21 protein-coding genes are annotated in these 15,774 nt (G+C 69.3%); 8 read left to right on the forward strand and 13 right to left on the reverse strand.

All coding sequences use genetic code 11. From position 1 onward, the window contains the following. Positions 1-381: a hypothetical protein gene (locus ACFWRV_RS18105; protein WP_384335479.1), complete on the reverse strand. Its 381-nt coding sequence runs from the start codon at positions 379-381 to the stop codon at positions 1-3. A 102-nt stretch (positions 382-483) separates the two neighbouring features. Here ACFWRV_RS18105 and ACFWRV_RS18110 point away from each other — a divergent pair, with 102 nt between their 5' ends. The 6 genes from ACFWRV_RS18110 to ACFWRV_RS18135 all read left to right on the forward strand — a co-directional run bounded on the left by ACFWRV_RS18110 (position 484) and on the right by ACFWRV_RS18135 (position 2,680). Continuing rightward, positions 484-831 carry a DUF317 domain-containing protein gene (locus ACFWRV_RS18110; RefSeq protein WP_384335482.1) on the forward strand — a complete coding sequence of 116 codons (348 nt, stop codon included), beginning with the start codon at positions 484-486 and terminating at the stop codon, positions 829-831. A 136-nt stretch (positions 832-967) separates the two neighbouring features. Beyond that, complete coding sequence (locus tag ACFWRV_RS18115; protein WP_384335485.1) at positions 968-1,309, forward strand: MarR family transcriptional regulator; 342 nt, start codon at positions 968-970, stop codon at positions 1,307-1,309. Positions 1,310-1,446: 137 nt separating this feature from the next. After that, positions 1,447-1,659 carry a hypothetical protein gene (locus ACFWRV_RS18120; RefSeq protein WP_384335488.1) on the forward strand — a complete coding sequence of 71 codons (213 nt, stop codon included), beginning with the start codon at positions 1,447-1,449 and terminating at the stop codon, positions 1,657-1,659. An 88-nt stretch (positions 1,660-1,747) separates the two neighbouring features. Continuing rightward, positions 1,748-2,077 carry an esterase gene (locus ACFWRV_RS18125; protein WP_384335675.1) on the forward strand — a complete coding sequence of 110 codons (330 nt, stop codon included), beginning with the start codon at positions 1,748-1,750 and terminating at the stop codon, positions 2,075-2,077. Positions 2,078-2,179: 102 nt separating this feature from the next. Continuing rightward, positions 2,180-2,416 carry a MarR family transcriptional regulator gene (locus ACFWRV_RS18130; RefSeq protein ID WP_384335491.1) on the forward strand — a complete coding sequence of 79 codons (237 nt, stop codon included), beginning with the start codon at positions 2,180-2,182 and terminating at the stop codon, positions 2,414-2,416. A gap of 48 nt (positions 2,417-2,464) precedes the next feature. Then, positions 2,465-2,680 carry a hypothetical protein gene (locus ACFWRV_RS18135; protein WP_384335494.1) on the forward strand — a complete coding sequence of 72 codons (216 nt, stop codon included), beginning with the start codon at positions 2,465-2,467 and terminating at the stop codon, positions 2,678-2,680. A 71-nt stretch (positions 2,681-2,751) separates the two neighbouring features. On the opposite strand, the gene ACFWRV_RS18140 is transcribed toward ACFWRV_RS18135, so the two are convergent. From ACFWRV_RS18140 to ACFWRV_RS18180, 9 genes are all read right to left on the reverse strand, one after another. Beyond that, a complete protein-coding gene (locus tag ACFWRV_RS18140) occupies positions 2,752-3,156 on the reverse strand; it encodes a hypothetical protein (protein ID WP_384335497.1) in 405 nt (134 codons plus the stop codon). A gap of 106 nt (positions 3,157-3,262) precedes the next feature. Continuing rightward, the gene (locus ACFWRV_RS18145) at positions 3,263-5,035 is read right to left on the reverse strand and encodes a relaxase/mobilization nuclease domain-containing protein (RefSeq protein ID WP_384335500.1); all 1,773 of its coding nucleotides are present in this window, start codon (positions 5,033-5,035) and stop codon (positions 3,263-3,265) included. Further along, positions 5,035-5,700 carry a MobC family plasmid mobilization relaxosome protein gene (locus ACFWRV_RS18150; RefSeq protein ID WP_384335503.1) on the reverse strand — a complete coding sequence of 222 codons (666 nt, stop codon included), beginning with the start codon at positions 5,698-5,700 and terminating at the stop codon, positions 5,035-5,037. Before ACFWRV_RS18150 ends, ACFWRV_RS18145 begins: the two co-directional genes overlap by 1 nt. Next, entirely contained in the window at positions 5,697-5,921 is a 225-nt protein-coding gene (locus ACFWRV_RS18155) for a hypothetical protein (protein ID WP_384335506.1), read from the reverse strand. Before ACFWRV_RS18155 ends, ACFWRV_RS18150 begins: the two co-directional genes overlap by 4 nt. A gap of 101 nt (positions 5,922-6,022) precedes the next feature. Continuing rightward, a complete protein-coding gene (locus ACFWRV_RS18160) occupies positions 6,023-7,090 on the reverse strand; it encodes a DUF2637 domain-containing protein (RefSeq protein ID WP_384335509.1) in 1,068 nt (355 codons plus the stop codon). Beyond that, entirely contained in the window at positions 7,087-7,653 is a 567-nt protein-coding gene (locus tag ACFWRV_RS18165; protein WP_384335512.1) for a WhiB family transcriptional regulator, read from the reverse strand. The genes ACFWRV_RS18160 and ACFWRV_RS18165 overlap by 4 nt, the downstream gene beginning before the upstream one ends. 117 nt (positions 7,654-7,770) lie before the next feature. After that, the gene (locus ACFWRV_RS18170; protein WP_384335515.1) at positions 7,771-8,475 is read right to left on the reverse strand and encodes an ATP-binding protein; all 705 of its coding nucleotides are present in this window, start codon (positions 8,473-8,475) and stop codon (positions 7,771-7,773) included. Then, a complete protein-coding gene (locus ACFWRV_RS18175; RefSeq protein ID WP_384335517.1) occupies positions 8,475-9,494 on the reverse strand; it encodes a hypothetical protein in 1,020 nt (339 codons plus the stop codon). The genes ACFWRV_RS18170 and ACFWRV_RS18175 overlap by 1 nt, the downstream gene beginning before the upstream one ends. Before the next feature lies 1 nt (position 9,495). Next, complete coding sequence (locus tag ACFWRV_RS18180) at positions 9,496-9,822, reverse strand: transcriptional regulator (RefSeq protein ID WP_384335520.1); 327 nt, start codon at positions 9,820-9,822, stop codon at positions 9,496-9,498. A gap of 393 nt (positions 9,823-10,215) precedes the next feature. Between ACFWRV_RS18180 and ACFWRV_RS18185 the strand changes: the two genes are divergently transcribed. Further along, positions 10,216-11,106, forward strand: coding sequence for a helix-turn-helix domain-containing protein (locus ACFWRV_RS18185; RefSeq protein ID WP_384335523.1), 891 nt, complete (start codon positions 10,216-10,218; stop codon positions 11,104-11,106). 57 nt (positions 11,107-11,163) lie between these two features. On the opposite strand, the gene ACFWRV_RS18190 is transcribed toward ACFWRV_RS18185, so the two are convergent. From ACFWRV_RS18190 to ACFWRV_RS18200, 3 genes are read right to left on the reverse strand one after another with little or no spacing between them, the layout of a single operon-like run. Beyond that, a complete protein-coding gene (locus ACFWRV_RS18190) occupies positions 11,164-12,351 on the reverse strand; it encodes an amidohydrolase family protein (RefSeq protein WP_384335526.1) in 1,188 nt (395 codons plus the stop codon). Next, entirely contained in the window at positions 12,345-13,493 is a 1,149-nt protein-coding gene (locus tag ACFWRV_RS18195; protein WP_384335529.1) for an MAB_1171c family putative transporter, read from the reverse strand. Before ACFWRV_RS18195 ends, ACFWRV_RS18190 begins: the two co-directional genes overlap by 7 nt. 3 nt (positions 13,494-13,496) lie before the next feature. Beyond that, positions 13,497-13,883: a hypothetical protein gene (locus ACFWRV_RS18200; RefSeq protein WP_384335532.1), complete on the reverse strand. Its 387-nt coding sequence runs from the start codon at positions 13,881-13,883 to the stop codon at positions 13,497-13,499. 1,374 nt (positions 13,884-15,257) lie between these two features. Here ACFWRV_RS18200 and ACFWRV_RS18205 point away from each other — a divergent pair. Continuing rightward, the gene (locus ACFWRV_RS18205) at positions 15,258-15,773 is read left to right on the forward strand and encodes a DinB family protein (RefSeq protein WP_384335535.1); all 516 of its coding nucleotides are present in this window, start codon (positions 15,258-15,260) and stop codon (positions 15,771-15,773) included. Position 15,774 lies beyond the last annotated feature (1 nt).

Genomic DNA, 15,774 nt, shown 5'->3' on the forward strand with positions numbered 1-15,774 from the left:
TTAGCTCTGATACTCGTCGCGGTGGCCCTCTTCTGCACGGAGGCCCACCGCGCGGGCCAGCTCCTCCATCGTCAGCTCCACGCGCCGGCCTTCGGCGACCCGGCCCTCCACCGTCTCCTCGTCCGGCCACTGGTCGGGCTGTGCGCCGACTCCCCACTGGCCGTCGGCGACCATCGCGATGTCGCCCACGGTCCAGGGCCGTCCGGCGGCGCGGATCTTGCGTTCCAGTCCGGCGCCGTCCCAGTGTCTGCTCGCCTCGGCCATCCCCTGCTCCCCCTTCACCGTCGTGCGCTCCCTCGCCGCAACCCCGGTACGACAACCGCGGTCGCCGATCCATTCCCGTCCCGCCGACCGCTCGCTGGTGGTCTCCAGTTCGCCCACGGCAGACGGCATCCCCGGGGAAACGACTACGCACTTAGGCATACCGCATGCCAACGTACGGGTGTCGGGAAAACCGCAGGTCAACGAAGGGATCGTCCAACCGTGAACGCCTCTGCCACCCTCCTGCCCGCCGTCGTCCGCCCCGCTGTGGAAGACCGCCACTGGCTCTCCTCCGACCACTGCGCCGCTCCGGTGCTCGACCTCCTGGACGGTCTCGGCTGGGCGATCGTTGAGACCCGGGAGGCCAACATTCACATGACCAGCCCGGAAGGCGGCGTCTACGTCGGCTGGCTTCCCGAAGACCCCTCCGCCTGGGCGCGCGAGATCGTCTGGCGCGTCCAGGTGCTGCCCGCCGACGGCGAGGCGTGGGTCCAGGAGTTCGGCGTCCACACCCCTTCCGAGGCCGTCGCCGGATTCCTCGCTGCCCTCGTCGCCCACTCCTCGCGCTGACAGCCGGACCACGGGGGCGGGCCGACGACGGCCCGCCCCCGTGCACCGCGCTCATTCCGGCCCGTCCCGGCGGACCGGCCGCTCCCCCTCTTCCTGACCGAAAGGCATTGCCATGACCATCTACTCCGATGACCTCATGAGAATCGCGAATCACATCGTCGGCTCCGGCACCGCCATGTTCGCGGCCTACGACGCCATCACGGGTTCCGGCATGGCCTCGCGCGGTATCCCCCAGGTTTGCTGCGGGGTGCTGCTGGTGTACAGCGCCGGGATCTTCCAGGACTACCTCCGCCGCCGCGACACCCGTGTCGTTGCCTACCTGTCGGTCAATCCGAACACACACCTCTCCAAGATCAGCGCCGCCACGGGGCTGACCCAGGAACGGGTCGCCAGCTCGCTGCAGCGCCTGCACGCCGACGGCCTGGTCGTCTCGGAGAAGGGCCCGGTTCCCCTCCCCCGTCGCTACCGGCTGACCTAATGGCTCCGCCGTCGGCGGCATCTCGCCGACCACACCAAAAGCCCGAAGGCCCTGCGCGACCTGCTCCGCCTCGACGCCCCCTGACGGTGCCCCCCGCCAGTCCGGCTCCGTCGCCCATAACGCTCTCGGAGGTTTCCTTGCCCCGGTATCTGACCGTCGGCCACCTGCTCCGCCAACTCCAGGAACTCGACCCCAACCTGCCGGTCCGTCTCGCGGTCAACGCCGACTTCCCCTTCGCCCACTTCGTGGGAGCCGAGGTCGTCGTCCGCGAGGGCAAGGCGTACATCGCCGATGACGGTCAGGAGGACTACCTCCCGGTGGGGGCGCGCGATGCCCTCACCTGGGCTTGATCGCTTCCCTACCACCACGGAGGCTTCCATCTCGTCCCGCTCGTGCCCCGCGCCTCGTCTCGCGCTGCACGATGTCGCCGTGCGCCCCATGCCGTACGGCGTGCACAGCGCGCTTCTCCAGCGCATCTCCACCCGCCCCGACGGCCCAATCGACATCACCTGGCTCGCTGCCGAAACCCCCCAACTTCCCCTCGGGCGCATCCGACTGCGCTGGGAGCCCGCCTCGCGCAGCGGCTGGGACGTCACGACCTACCTGGGGCTGACCACGGCCGAGGTGCTCCTCGGTTCCTGGCCCGCCGCCCCGGACGACTGGCCGCGCCTGATCCGTCCGACCCTGTACGAGGTGACCGGCCTGTGCGCCGCCCTCTCTTTCGCGACCGACGCCCTCGACCTCTCCAACCGGCTCTCCGGAGTCTGACCGAGGACCGCCGAAGGCCGCCCCACGCCGCTCAGGCAGGGGCGGCCTCGTCGTGCGTCCACCCGTTCGTTGCGTACGCTCGACCCGACGAAGGAGGACACCATGGCCGACGACGAGAGGCTCTGGGGATACCCGGAGGTCGCCGCCCACCTGGGTATCAGCGTCGGCGCGACCCGCAGTCGCAAGAGCCGGGGCAGCCTGCCCTCGCCCGACGACGACAGCGTGCCGGACCGTCCCCGCTGGAAGCCGTCCACGTTCCAGAACTGGAGGCCGGTCGGCCGGGGGTTTCGCAGCGACCTGCACAGCTCCCCCTGGCAGGAGACCACCCCGACCGACTGACCGAGCGGGTATTCGCCCGTTGGCCGCGGGGTGACGCCAGACTCGCAGATGCCCTCGCCCCCATTTCCCTCGACCGACAACGCCGTACTCGGGTTGATCGTCCGCCAGGCCATCGAGTCGGCCCGTAGCGGCGAGGCCACCGTGGAGCAGGGCATCCTGCATGCGGCGATTCACGGCTGGTACGAGGGACAGGTCCAGGGTGAGGACGAATGCCCGGGGTGTGACTTCCGGGGTGGGCTGGCGAAGGACAGCGCACGCGGCTGACCCTCAACTGCGCGCCGAGGGGCGCCACCGATACGCCGGTGGCGCCCCTCGGCGTTCCGTCTGGTGCTCGCCTACTCCAGGTAGATGCCGGCGAATACGCCGTCGAAGCCGAGGGCGGTCAAGCCCGCCTCGACACTTGGGTAGGTCGTCCCGTGCGGGCCACCAACAAGGGCGTCGAAGTCGGCGCGGCCGATCTCGGGCTCGAGCCACTGGTTGCCGCACCGGCAGCGGACCCAGACGTTGCGCCCGTGATTGATGAGCAGCCAGTCGCGTCGGGCCCGGCAGGCGGAGCACATCACGGGAAGACCACCGAGAGCGAGTTCGCGTGAGTGGCCGACGCAGCGAATCGCCCCCGGCCCGTCGGCCCGCCGCGTCTCGGCCTGGAGCTGCAGCAGTGGGTCGGTACCAGTGGGGAGGACGGGCAGGGCGGGTGCCGGCTCCCTGGTGCGGGTGGTGGTTCTGAGCACGAGCGTCATCTCCCGGTTGTCGGTCCTGTCTTCATCCGTAACAGCCGGTGGAACCGGCTGTCCATACATTTCGCAGCGTCCGCTCGGACGGTGGTCTACGTCCCGTTCGACGTGGTCAGCGACGTGGCGAGCGGCGGTTGGGGTCTTGAGCAGTCCCGAGCGGTACGGCTGCCGTCGCGTTTCGTTCACTGGTGCGGCTGCTCGGCGCGGTGGCCTGGCGGGTGGCGGCCTGCGGACGACGGGCACCGTCACCCGGGTGTGCCGGGAGCTGGGCGATGCGCCGCAGGCGCCAGACCAGGACGTCGCTCACATCATCGGCGCTGTCGAGTTCGCGCATGTCGATGGCCTGGCGCAGGAGGGCTTCGGAGTCGTGGCCTGCCCGCTCGGCCTGGGCGAGGGTGGCGACCAAGGCGTCGGTCCTCGCTTCCGTGCCTCCTGCGTATACGGCCTCCTCCGCCAGGACGGCGCGAAGGGTGGCTTCGTGCGTGCGGCGCTGGGCTTCAGGAAGGGCCCGACCTTGGTCGTGCAGCACCCGCATCGGAGTGGCGGCGGCCTGCCGGTACGCGGTGCGGAGGTGCGCGGCGGCTTGTCGGGAGGCGTGGGCCTGCTGGGCGTGTCCGCGCGCGGAGTGCCAGCGGGCGGCGGCGAGGGTGACCAGGACGAGGGTGGAGACGAGCATGGCGGTGGTGCCGCCGTCCTCGCCTCGGCCGAGCGCCCCGCCGGCCTGGACAATGCCCCGGGCGGCTGAGCGGAGAGCCCGGGTGTCGGCGCGTTCGGCGCGGACATGACTGCGGGTCGCCCGCTCGAAGGCGCGAGCTGCGGCGGCCAGCTCGGCGCGGGTGGAAGCAGGTGAGGTCTGGGCCACCGCGTCGAGGAGTTCTCCGACGCCGACGAGCTGGGCGGCGGCCTCGCCGTCCTCGTCGCGTTCCAGGAGCGTGGCCGAGCGCTCAGCGATGACGACTGCGTTGCGTCGGTGCCGGGCGGGCGGTGACCAGTTCGTCCGGTCAGCGGTGACCGCGGGCGTGCTCGGCTCGGCAGCCCCGTCGGTGAGGCGAAGGCGGATCTTCGGAAGGGAGAGGTCGGGGGCCAGTTTGGAGCCGGGGTACCAGACCGGGTCTCCGTCGCGGTTGCGGTCGCCGGGCAGGGCCACGTTGTAGCCGAGCGCGTCACCGGACGGTGCGTGCCGCAGCTTCACCCGTACCCCCGCCTCGCGGAGCCGCGTGAAGAACTCCTCTTCCGAATCCGCTCCCGCAACGGCTCGGCGAACGGCCTCGCGGAGCGTCTCGCGCGAGGTCTCCGGGCGGCCGGTGCGCTCGGCCTTGAACTTCTCGGCGCTGCTGGGATTCTTCGCTGCGGTTCCGTCGCCCGCGTTCAGGCGCCGCAGGCCCATCTCCTTCTCGATGCGGCGGCATTCGGCCTGGGCCTTGTTGAAGTCGTAGTTCAGGCGCGGGTTGCGCAGGTCGCCGCGTACGAGGGTGGCGACGATGTGGATGTGGTCTTCCGCGTGGCGGACGGCGATCCACCGGCAGCCGTCGGGGTCTCCGGCCGGGGCGATGCCGGTGGCGTGGACGATGCGCTGGGCGACGGCGTTCCACTCCTCGTCGTCCAGCCGCCGGTCCCCGGGGGCGGTGCGGACCGAGCAGTGCCAGACGTGCTTGGCGGGCGCGCGGTCGCCGACCTGTTTGACCCGCAGGTCCAGGGCGGCGGTGAGCCGGGCGAGGGTGACCTTCGGGTCGGGGTCGAGGCCGGTGTCGCGGCCGGGGTCGGGGGCGAAGCCGTCCCAGGAGCCGACGAGGTGTGCGTCGGTGTGCTCCTCGCGCCGTCCGGGGCCGTACAGGTAGACGAGGAGGCCGTGGGTGCGGGAGCCGCGTCCGATGTCGGGAACCATCACAGCCGCCGGGTCACCAGGTCGTTCGCCGCGTCATCGACGCGGGCGAGAAGTCCGGTCAGCGCGCCCAGCGCGTGTTCGAGTTCACCGGCGCGCGGCTGGCCACCGCTGTTGAGGACGAAGGCGATCTGGTTGATGTTGTTGCCGATCCGGGCCAGCGCAGTGCGTAGAGCGGCGAGTTCGTCGATGGCGGTGTCGAGCTGGTCGTTGCTGTGCACGGCGGCGCGTCCGCGGGCGGCGCTCAGGCCGGCGGTGGCGAGGAAGCGGGCGACGGTGACGCCGCGCTGGGTGGCGGCGTCGGCGATCTCGGCTTTTTCGGTGTCGGAGAGGCGGGTGGTCGTCTTGCGGGCGCGCTCGCTCGGGTTGCGACTACGGCGGCGCGGGGTGCGGTCGGGGAAGGCGGGCGTGCTCGGGCTCGGCTGCTCGCGGTCGGCAGGGTCATCTGCTTCTCCCCCGGTGACCGGCGCCCCCTGGTGCCGGTTGCCCTGCTGGTCCCCGTGCGCCCTCGCTCGGGGACCAGCCAGGCTTCCCCCACCCTCTGGGGCGGGGGCAAGTGCGTACGTCGGGCCGTAGGACCGTCGTACGCGATAGCTTGCTCCGCCAGGAGCCGTGGTGGGGTCACGCTGCTGTCCAGCGGTAGTGGCCGCCGGGTCGTTGGTGTTCACCGGCTCGTCTCCGGGTCCTGCTGCTGGACTTCGCGGACGAGCTCCTCGATCCAGTCCATGGCCAGGACGGGGTGGTGCAGGGTCCAGGGCTGGTCGTGCTGCTCGCGTTGCACGATCCAGGTGGTGTCGGGGCCGGACTGGGCGCGGTGGAGGTGTCCGTGTTGGTGCAGGACGGTCAGCCAGGAGTCGACTTCGGCGGGGGTGGCCGGGTGAGTGCGCATCGCGTGCTCTCGCTTCTGCTGTGGCGGGGTCTCTCGGAGACATGCGGAGCGGGTGACCGGCCGGGGTGACCGGCTTGGTCACCCACTCCGTGGAGGTTCGGTCAGGGCCGGGAGGAAGTGACCGGCTGGCGGTGCTGCTCGCGCAGCTGCGCCATCAGCGCGGTCAGGGTGTCGCTGGACAGCGGGATTTGCTGACCGCGGATCGCTTGGGCGACCACCTTGCGGGTCAATTTGTCCTCGGCCCTGACCGCCGACCGGGCGATCTTCAGCAGTTCCTCGGTGTCCGGGTCAGGACGCCGGTCGCCGGTCGGCCGAGCGGCCCGGTCAGTGACCGGCGGCGAGGTGACCGGCGGGGCACTGACCGCCGCCGGGCTGCCCTGGCCATCACCGACCGGGGCCGCACTGTCGGGGCGATCAGCGACCGTCCGCCCCATATCCGCCTGTCCCGGCAGGTCAGGGGCACCGTGGCTCCGGTCGCGATGGTCGGTGACCGACTGGCCGCTGGTCGTCGGGGTCGAGTCTCCGGTCACTGACCGGGTGGCGGTGTCTTCGTCGGTCGGGGACAGCGGCAGCCGGTCGGTCAGAGCGGTGACCGACTGACCGGACTTGACCTGACCGACCGCTGACCGCTGCTCACCGGCTCGGTCGGTCTGCGTGACCTCGGGGGCGTCACCAGGGTCGGTCTGACCGAGGTAACCGGGCTGACCGAGGCTCTGCCGGTCGGTGTCCTCGACCCGGCCCCGGGCAATGAGGATGTAGAGGTGGACCGCTCCGGCCAGTGCGAGCGGGGCGGTGGTGGAGAGCACCGCGACCACCGCGTCACCGAGCCGGAGGCCGGTGCCGGCGACCATCTCCTGGTTGATGCGCACCGCGTGGAGTGCGTTGGCCCAGATGCTGGCGGCGGTGGCCGTACCGAAGAGCGTCCAAACGTAGAGCCGAGCGCGCAGGGGCGCGTCGCGCAGGACCAGGAGGGCTCGGATGCCGTAGGCGATGAACCCGTCGATCACCAGGGGAAAGGCGAATGTGAGGAAGCCACGGATGTGGATGGCGACTGCCATCTGCTGCAGGGCGTCGTACGACAGCGCGCATCCCGCGCCCCCGAGGGCAACGACGGCCGCGCGGTCCCAGCCGGATACGTGCGCTGGCTTCGCCAGTCTCGTGGTGTTCATGCCGCCGTCCCGAAGTCGTCGCGGTTCAGGTGCTCGCCGCTGTTGTCGGGTGGCGAAGGGGTCTTCGCTGTCTGGTTCAGGTCTCGGTTGCGCAGGGCCCGGCGCGTCTCGCGGTAGAGCTTCTGGGCGTGTTCTTCGGTGATCTTCAGAAGCCAGGCCAGGCGCTGCTCGCTGACTCCTTGGCGGAAGGCTGCGTAGACGACTGCGCGGCGCTCGGCCTTGGTGAGGTGGATGTCGCGTCCGCCGATGGTGTCGTTGACGCGGCTGTAGTCGAGGCGGTGCGCGATCTTCTCGTGCAGTGCCCGCCGCTCCTCCTCGGTGAGTCCGCCACGGATACCGTCGGTGGTGCCGCTCTCCAGGGCGGCATCCAGGCAGGTGCGGCGGACCGGGCACTGGCCGCACAGGGCCTTGGCCGTGGCGATCTTGGCGGTCTCGTCGGGTTCGGGGAAGAAGACTTCGGGGTCCACCGGGTTGTACTCGGTGCTCTGGCAGACGGCGTCGGCCTGCCAGGTCTGGTCGCCGAGCTGACGGTGGTGGGCGGGGCCGTTCATCGTGCTGGTCATGCGGGGTGCTCCGATCGCTCTCCGCGCGCAGGGGCGTCGGCGGAGAGGTGCGCTGGCGGTAGGTGCCCGGGGGGCGGCGCTGCGAGGGCGCGGTCCGGCGGGGTGGCCTGTGGAGGGTCAGGCGGCGGCGCTGTGGCGTCTGCGGTCGACGGCCTCGAACTCGACTCGGGTGGTCATCTGCGCGAGCCTGCTGGCGACTCGGTCCCCGAGATGGGAACGCAGGTCCTTGATCGCCAGGTTGGTCGTGATCAGCGTGGGGAGTTCGTAGTTGTACCGCCGGTTGATCAGCCGGTACGTCACTTCCTCGACCCACTCGCTCGCCTTGGCCGCGCCGAGGTCGTCAATAATCAGCAGCGGACAGCGGCTGACCGCCGCCAGTTCCCGCTCGCTATCGCCCCCGGGCCGGGGGCGGAGATCGGCGTAGAGGTCGGCAGCGGTGGTCGCACGCCAGCGAACACCGACCCCGCCGTGGACCAGCGCTCGGACTGCGCCGTACGCCTGGTGTGTCTTGCCCGCGCCGACGACCCCAGCCATCAGCAGGCTAGGTCCGGTGGTGACCTGTCGTCGGGCTCCTCGGCTGGGGGCGACGGCCGCGTCGGTGACCATCCGGACCCACTCCAGGACCGTGGGGTGGTCGGCGACAGCCGCTTGATAGCGCGGGGGCATCCCGGCGAGCAGTGCGTCCAGCGGCGAGAAGGGCTCGGCGTCGTCTGGCAGCGCGGCGTCGGTCGGGTCGATGTTGCGGGCCGCCAGGATCCTGGCCATGCGCTCCAGTGTGCCTTCGTTGCCGAGGAGCTGCGGTTCGCGGTGACGGGTGTGCATCACAACTCCTCGGCGTAGGCGGCAGACGCGTTGGCCGGGTTGGTCCACGCCTGGTGGGCGGGCACGTTAGGCCGGATTCCCGGCCGCGCCAAACCCCCGGGGCGAGCGTTCATCGCCTCGTTGACCATGCTGGTCAGCACGCTCGGGTGCTTGGGGTTGGCCGTGAAATTCGCCAGCCCGGCGCGGATGTGCGCCGGTGCGATGCCCTCGTCCAGGAGCTTCTTGATGATCCGTCCGAGGTGCCCGATCACGTCGCTCGGGGGACGCTGGTCGCACCCGGCGACGTACTCCCCGACGAGGTCCTTGGCGGAGATGCCGGCTGCGGGCGCTGTGCGCCCCGTAGGGACAAGAGATCCAGGATCCAAGATCCTAGATCCAGGCGTAGAGCCTTCGGGCAGGCTTCGGGGAAGGTTCGGGGAGCCCTCGGGGAAAACCCTCTGAGCTGCACTTTTAACTCCAGCCCGCCCGGGTGCGCTGGTGGCTTCGCCAGCGGCCTCCTGCCGGTCGGCGGCTGGCCCGTTCGCCTGGTCCGGCACCGTCGAGGCGGGTGCGGCAGGCAGATCGAGGGCTCGGGGTGCCCTCCCCGGGGTCTCGGCAAGTCCTCGGGGAGTGGTGGGCGAGCCCTCCACCCTCCGGGTGCAGGAGCCCCTACAGGGTGCGCACCGGTCGGCAGCCTGGTGCTGCGGGCACGAGGGCAGGCGCGACTGGCTCGGCTTGTCGATCTTCTGGTGCTCGGACCAGGTCACGATGTGGAGGTAGAGACGGCCGTCGCATCCGGTGTACCGGCAGATCAGCCCGGCGTTCGCGAGCTGGTGGAGGTCGTCCTCGACGTGGACCGAGGTGTGTTCGGCACGCAGGGGCCAGAGGAGCCCTGCGATGATCGCGGCGTTGTCGCGGTGACGGCCGTGGTCGTCGGCCTGGGTGAGCAGGCCGAAGAATGTCCTCTCGGCCGCGACGTGCACTTCGGCAAGAGACTCGGAGGTGAACGCCTCCGGCTTGATCGTTCGTATCCTGGGCACGTCAGCGGCCCCACTCGGCGGCGATCAAGTCGCTGCGGGTGAGGGTGGCATCGGCGAGGCGGAAGGTGCGCGGGCGGTTCCAGTCTTCGTCCGGCCAGACCCTCATGATCCAGCGGGCGGCAACCTTGGATGCCGTCCGGCCCAGCTCCATCGTCTTGCCCGCCTCGTCCTGCACGACCGTGTGCGGTTGCGGCCACGCGTGGGTCGGGTCGGTGAGGCTGACCCGGATGGTGGCTGCGCCGGGGATCATGTCGGCGAGTTGGACGGCAAGGCGGTGTCGGCGGCTACTGTCCGGGCAGGCCGGGATTCCGCTCGGCATGGCAGGCATGCGATACTCCGTGGTTTGTAGGAGCGCGGTGCGGTGGTTCTCGTGCAAAAGCCCCGCCGCCCGCGAGATGTGAATCGGCGCCCTTCGGGGTGCCGGCCCGGCGCTTGGGAGCTGGTAACTCCCGGGCGCCGGTTTTTCGTTGCTTCGTCGAGTTACGGGCCGTTGGCTCGCATGCGTCGCCCCTCCCTGACCTTTGTTCGGTCGACGTCCCCTCTTGCCGGGCTCGCCGAAGGAGGTGCCCTCCTCCTCAGCCCCACGTCCTCGGGTCGCACGCCGCTTGGCCACCGAGGGGGATGCACGGCACCCCGTTTTTCGGTAGCCTGAAGCTATCCCGGTTCGCGCGAAAGGTCAACGAGCCGATAGTTCTTCGACTCGGACGAAAAAGAGGTCTCGATGCCAGCTCGCCACTTCGACAGAACAGTGGTGCGCGCCGTACGACGGGCTGCTGAGATCCCGCAGGCCGAGGTGGGCGCTGCCGTGGGCGCCGCGGACTCAACTGTGGCGGGGTGGGAGCTGGGCTCAAACGTTCCGGACCAGGAGAAGCTGCGGGGCCTCGCAGGTGTACTTCGGAAACCGCTGGATGAGCTGTTCCCCCGTGAAGGCTCGCCCGACCTCACCGACTTGCGATGCGACGCGGGCCTCTACCGGTACGAGGTGGCGAGGTTCATCGGGACGAAAAGCGACGGCCCGGTGGCTGCGGCCGAGAACGGCGTGCGGCGGCTCAAGGAAAAGTACGTGACGAAGCTGGCAGCGGCGTACGGCGTATCGGAGAAGGCGCTGGAGCACGCTCAGGAGCGCTCGTTCGGGAACACAGTCGCAGAGACCAGGGATGAGAGCGCCGCTGCCGCCGAGACCGATGAGTCTCCCCGTACGCTCGGAGAGAAGATCAGCTTCCTGCTGAAGCACTCCTACCCGGCGGGCGCGGCCCCAGGGGACGAGGAAATCGCGGAGGCAGTGAACCGGCATGCAGGATCAGAGGTGGTCACGGCCGAAGAGGTCGAGGCACTCCGAGCAGGTGCCGATACCAACAGCCCTCCCCCGGTTGTCCTGGAGGGCCTTGCCGAATTCTTCGGCGTCGAGCGCATGTACTTCGAGCCTGACGAGGCCGTCGCCCGTCAGGTGTACCAGGGGCTTCGCGTGCTGCTGGCCTCCAAGAACGGGGGGATCAGACGGGTTCGGGCCCGTGGCCTCGGCCCAGAGGGCCTGTCGCCCGAGGTCCTCTCGCTCCTGACGGACCTTGCGACCGAGTTCGAGAAACAGGTCGGCTCCGAAGACCCCGAGTAGGGCCCTGCCCTCCGGGGCTCTGGAGGCTCCGGGATGGCAGGACTCGGTCAACCCCGACTACTCGGCTGGCGCGTTCGGTTCGTGTCGCCGACCGGAGGCGAATACGGCCTTGATGTTCTTGAGGGCGCCGAGATCCGAGAGCGGGTCTCCGTCCACAACGATGAGATCCGCGCGGTAGCCCGGAGCAATACGGCCCGTCGTGGAGCCGAGCCTCAGGGCCGCGGCTGCTGCGGTCGTCGCCATATGGATGATCTCGGCGTTCGCCAGGCCGAGGTGCGCGTAGAACGAGAGGGCAGGTACCAGGCCGCTGAAGTTGGCGCGCTGCACTCCGGCATCCGTGCCGGCGATCAGCGTCACACCCGCCTCTGCCATCTGGCGTACCAGGTCGAACATTCCGGTGGCGCGCTCCTCGCCGAAGATCGCGGGGAGCATCCGCCAGTGAGGGCTTACCGCTGGGCAGACGGTGATGTCGCGGTCGATGATCTGCTGCACCACGTCTCGGCGGAAGTCGAGGCCGTCGCCGGTCATCCACGTGCAGTGCTCGATGGTGTCCACTCCGGCCTCGACGGCTGCGGCGATGCCGTCGGCTCCGTGTGCGTGGGCCGCGACGGGGACGCCTGCCGCGTGAGCCTCATCCACGAGAAGTCGCAGTTCCGCTGCGGAGAACTGGGATTCGTGACTTGCGGGCCCGCCACGGGTGAGGCCGCCACCAGTGACCATGCACTTGATGACCCCAGCGCCTCGTTCGAGGTTGAGGCGGACGAGCGCCCGGATCTCGGCTTCGCCAGAGACCTCACCGCCGAGGAAGTGGCAGTGCCCGCCGGGGGTAGTCAGGGGTGTGCCTGCGGAGACAATCCTCGGTCCCGGCGTGCGCTGGTCGGCGATCTCCGAATCCAGGCGAAGTGCCAGCCCGTTCCGGTCTCCGAGGTCACGGGCCGTGGTGACCCCACTGAGCAGCAGTTCCTCCGCACGGCGGCGCATGTCCGCAAGCAGGGCCTCATCCGTCGAGTTCTGGAGAGCGGACACCGGGTCGGGGCCCCCGTCGAAAGCGAGGTGTACGTGGGCGTCGATCAACCCGGGCAGAAGGGTGCCGTCGAAAACCGACCGCGGCACGTCGGCGTCGGCCTGCTCCTCGATCTCCTTACGCGGCCCCACAGCCGCGATCGAGTCACCCTCTATCAGGACAGCGCCGTCGTTCAGATACGCGCCCGTGCCGACGAGCACACGTCCTCCGCTAATCAGCATGGTGTCTCCTTGGTCATGAGAAGGGTCGCGCGGTCTGGTACCAGTGCGTCGGACACCGCAATTAGTTGTTTCACATCTGCCGCTCGGTCGCCCCCCAGGGCCATGGCGAGGGGGACCGCCCGGCGGGGCGCGGGGGTTCCCTCCTTGATCCGGGCGGAAGCACGGCGGAGCTGGACTGCCAGCTGTTCCGAGTCGACGTCGGTCGCTGCCATGCCGGTGTCGTCCGCCAGGAGGTAAGGGCTGATCGCGACCAGGCCATCACGGATCTCCACGATGCGGCGGTGGTAGCGGCGGTGCACCCCCCGAGCGCGCCGTCGGTCGTGGGCGGACGAGGATGCCGGCGGCAGCACGTTGTCGGGGAACGCCTCAGTCAACAGCTCCCAGAGGGCAGCGAGGCGACGGTGATCACGCCGGTGCTGCAGCCAGAGCTTCAAAGAAGACATTCGGGCGCGGACCCCCGAGTAGGTGATGCCGACCGTGAAGAGAAGTATGGATGCGACCAACAGGAACGCGACGGCAGCCATCAGGCGCTGGGGTACGTCGATATCGGCCCAGCGGACGGCGACGATGACAGCCCGGATCGCGCAGGCCACGGCCATCGCGCCCAGACCAACGGCCGCCATCCACAGGCCCGTTGCATGGGGACGCCGGGACATGCGGGCATAGCTGCGGGTCCAACGGGCGGCGAGCCCCAGGACGTACGTCAGGTAGCACCCGGCTCCGCCGTAGAAGACAGCGATTTGCGGAATCGTCATGTCCGCGGTGCTGAAACTGCCGGCGAAGACCTCGTGCGGCACCGATACGGCAGCCAGGATGATGACCACCACGACGGCCCCGACGACGACCGCTTCCTTGCGTGCCCTGCGACGGCTCGCCTCCTCGTCAGCGGCGGAGTAGAGGTAGAAGCACATCAGGAAGTACATCGCGAAGAGCAGCAGCACGTTCTGGATCAGCTTCGCCGCCCCGTGCCCCGCCACCGTGTCGACGCCGGTCGCGCCTCCCGGCATAGCGACGGGGTACGACAGCGTGGCGCAGAGCAGGCAGAGGGCCACAGACCGCAGTGGCGCGTCATGGGGGGTTCGCCGCAGCTTGTAAAGCTTCCAGGCAAGGGCACCCACGAGCCCCAGGAGTAGCAGTTCCACGGGTTACAGCCATCCTCGCCGGTCGCCGAGGGCCGACTGCACACGCCGCAGCGACGGGTCCTCCGAGAGCGGAGTGGAGCCATCCAACACCGACGCCCACTCCAGGATGATCGTCGCCGCCAACTCGACGGAGCACTCCTCGCCATCGTCGTACGTGCACCGGCGCGCGACGCGCTTGATCGTCTCGGGGTCGAAGACCGGGAGCATGGCGGCCCAACCCTCCACGAGGACGATCGACTCCTCGTCACGTTCGAAGGCGGAGGTCCGCTCCGTCCCTTCGGCCGGCGCCTGCTCGGCGTCCTCGGCCTCCGCCACGAGGATGTGCCCTATCTCGTGGAGCTTGATGTGATCTTGGTGCAGGCGGGTCGTCTCCTGCTGGTACAAGATCACGTCATAGTCGTCGTACTCGACCCACATCCCCGTCGGTCCAGGCTTCGGCAGCGGCGCTTCCCGCAGGTAGAGGGGCCGCCCACGCCGACGACTGAGCGCCGAGCACAGCTCCTCCACGTCCAGCGGCGGATGAATACCGAGGTCTTGCAGCTCCCGACGTAGGAAGCGATGCAGGTCCTTTTCCACCGCCCGACGGCGGCCCAGTCCTCTTCGGGGCTCTCCGCCCCGGATCGGCCCCGTGGGCTCAGCGCGAAGGATCTTCCCAGACCACATGACAAATCCCTTCTTCCGGTTAGCTCCCCCCGAGCTCGGCGCGACCGCGCCGCTGACTCTCGGTTCCCGGCGCGCGGAGCTGACCTTCGGCTGACTCCAGCGCGACACCGCCGCAGCCCAAGAGGGGCCGAGGCCACATCGACGTCCATGTGTCGCTGTAGCGAATAAGCAAAGCGTTGGACGCTCGTCCAGCCGAGGCTTCGGGAACTTCTTGGACAGTACGCGAAAGGTAATGCAGGGATTGACCGAAAACTCATCAGCGGTCGGTTCAGCGAGAGCACACACGCTCGGGAAAAAACAGCACAAAAAGCCCGCGATGGCACGATGATCAACGCCCTGACATGCGGTTTCGCCAATCGCTGCGAAGGCCGCATCCCGGAGGGCCGGACGGGCCACCCTGTTGTCAATCCAAGATACGTCACACCAAACCCCGACATGCGGTCGGTTACAAATGACGCGAACACGTCACGCAATCACGCACGGATAGCCCCTCTATCAGACCTAAAGGGTCGACTGGCACCGAGCGCTCGGACTGACGTGATCCAGCCAGTCTCTTGACCGCGACGGAGGGTCCGGATGGAAGCGGCATTCGTTCCGCCTCGCCGCCCTCACCGCGTCGCGGTCAACACGCCTCCCTTAGCCTGTTATCGGTCGCAAACTTCACCGAGCGGAGACTCGTGAGCGCGAAGGTGCGCGGCGGCCGCCCCACGGTCTCGGCTGCGGACGGTTCACGGAGGCTCACGCTTCTTCTACCTCCATGACCTTTCGCACCTGTCGACGCAGATCAGCCCAGCCGGTCATCCGCCCGGACTGCGCCGCCCAGTAGGGAGTGCGCCGTCAGGCGGGCCGAGAGATGCCGCAACCTCGACCTGGCCGCCCACCCCCGGGGAGCCCGTTGCGCGTCGATCCGCTCGGCGGACATCCGCTCCCTGTCCACCTGGAGGACTAGGAGCTGTCCGGCCGATCATCGGATGCGTACCCTTGGCTCGTGATTGATCACGGCATTGCTCTGCCTCACTACCGCCTCCATGTCGTGCCTGCGGTCGTGGCATTGGCCAGCCCGACATGGCAGCGTGAGGTGTGGCTCGAACGTCACCCGCGATGACACAACGAACCGATACACCGCCCACGTGGGACGAACGTACGCAGCTTGCTACCTTCCTGGATTACGCCCGTGACACGGCGCGAGCCAAGTGTGAGGGCGTGTCCGAGAAGGATGCCCGCAAGGCGCCGCTCCCGAATTCACCGTTGATGACGATGTGCGGGCTGATCAGCCACCTGCGATGGGTCGAGCATCACTGGGTCCAGGTGATGTTTCTCGGGGAGGAGCCCGCAGGGCCTCTCACAGCGGCGACCGACAACGACCCCGACCCCGAGATGCGGACAGCGGTCGACGTCCCGTTGCCCCAGCTCCTCGCCGAGAACGAGGAACAGAGCGCCCGCTATCGCCGCCTGGTGGCCGACCGCGACCTGAACTCAACGGCCGAGCGTCCGATCAGCGACGGCCGCCACGTGGACCTGCGCTGGGTGCTCATCCACCTCATCGAAGAGATCTCCCGCCAAAACGGTCACCTCGATGTCGTGCGTGAACTCGTCGACGGACAGACCGGCGTCTAGC

The sequence above is a fragment of the Streptomyces sp. NPDC058576 genome, from assembly GCF_042718715.1.
Taxonomy (GTDB): Bacteria; Actinomycetota; Actinomycetes; order Streptomycetales; family Streptomycetaceae; genus Streptomyces.

What these genes read in the sequence shown, in the direction of transcription:
- ACFWRV_RS18115 (WP_384335485.1), top strand. Translation starts at nt 968, where the DNA reads ATGAGAATCGCGAATCACATCGTCGGCTCCGGCACCGCCATGTTCGCG.
- ACFWRV_RS18125 (WP_384335675.1), top strand. Translation starts at nt 1,748, where the DNA reads ATGCCGTACGGCGTGCACAGCGCGCTTCTCCAGCGCATCTCCACCCGC.
- ACFWRV_RS18130 (WP_384335491.1), top strand. Translation starts at nt 2,180, where the DNA reads ATGGCCGACGACGAGAGGCTCTGGGGATACCCGGAGGTCGCCGCCCAC.
- ACFWRV_RS18135 (WP_384335494.1), top strand. Translation starts at nt 2,465, where the DNA reads ATGCCCTCGCCCCCATTTCCCTCGACCGACAACGCCGTACTCGGGTTG.
- ACFWRV_RS18140 (WP_384335497.1), bottom strand. Translation starts at nt 3,156, where the DNA reads ATGACGCTCGTGCTCAGAACCACCACCCGCACCAGGGAGCCGGCACCC.
- ACFWRV_RS18145 (WP_384335500.1), bottom strand. Translation starts at nt 5,035, where the DNA reads ATGGTTCCCGACATCGGACGCGGCTCCCGCACCCACGGCCTCCTCGTC.
- ACFWRV_RS18155 (WP_384335506.1), bottom strand. Translation starts at nt 5,921, where the DNA reads ATGCGCACTCACCCGGCCACCCCCGCCGAAGTCGACTCCTGGCTGACC.
- ACFWRV_RS18160 (WP_384335509.1), bottom strand. Translation starts at nt 7,090, where the DNA reads ATGAACACCACGAGACTGGCGAAGCCAGCGCACGTATCCGGCTGGGAC.
- ACFWRV_RS18165 (WP_384335512.1), bottom strand. Translation starts at nt 7,653, where the DNA reads ATGACCAGCACGATGAACGGCCCCGCCCACCACCGTCAGCTCGGCGAC.
- ACFWRV_RS18170 (WP_384335515.1), bottom strand. Translation starts at nt 8,475, where the DNA reads ATGCACACCCGTCACCGCGAACCGCAGCTCCTCGGCAACGAAGGCACA.
- ACFWRV_RS18180 (WP_384335520.1), bottom strand. Translation starts at nt 9,822, where the DNA reads ATGCCTGCCATGCCGAGCGGAATCCCGGCCTGCCCGGACAGTAGCCGC.
- ACFWRV_RS18185 (WP_384335523.1), top strand. Translation starts at nt 10,216, where the DNA reads ATGCCAGCTCGCCACTTCGACAGAACAGTGGTGCGCGCCGTACGACGG.
- ACFWRV_RS18190 (WP_384335526.1), bottom strand. Translation starts at nt 12,351, where the DNA reads ATGCTGATTAGCGGAGGACGTGTGCTCGTCGGCACGGGCGCGTATCTG.
- ACFWRV_RS18205 (WP_384335535.1), top strand. Translation starts at nt 15,258, where the DNA reads ATGACACAACGAACCGATACACCGCCCACGTGGGACGAACGTACGCAG.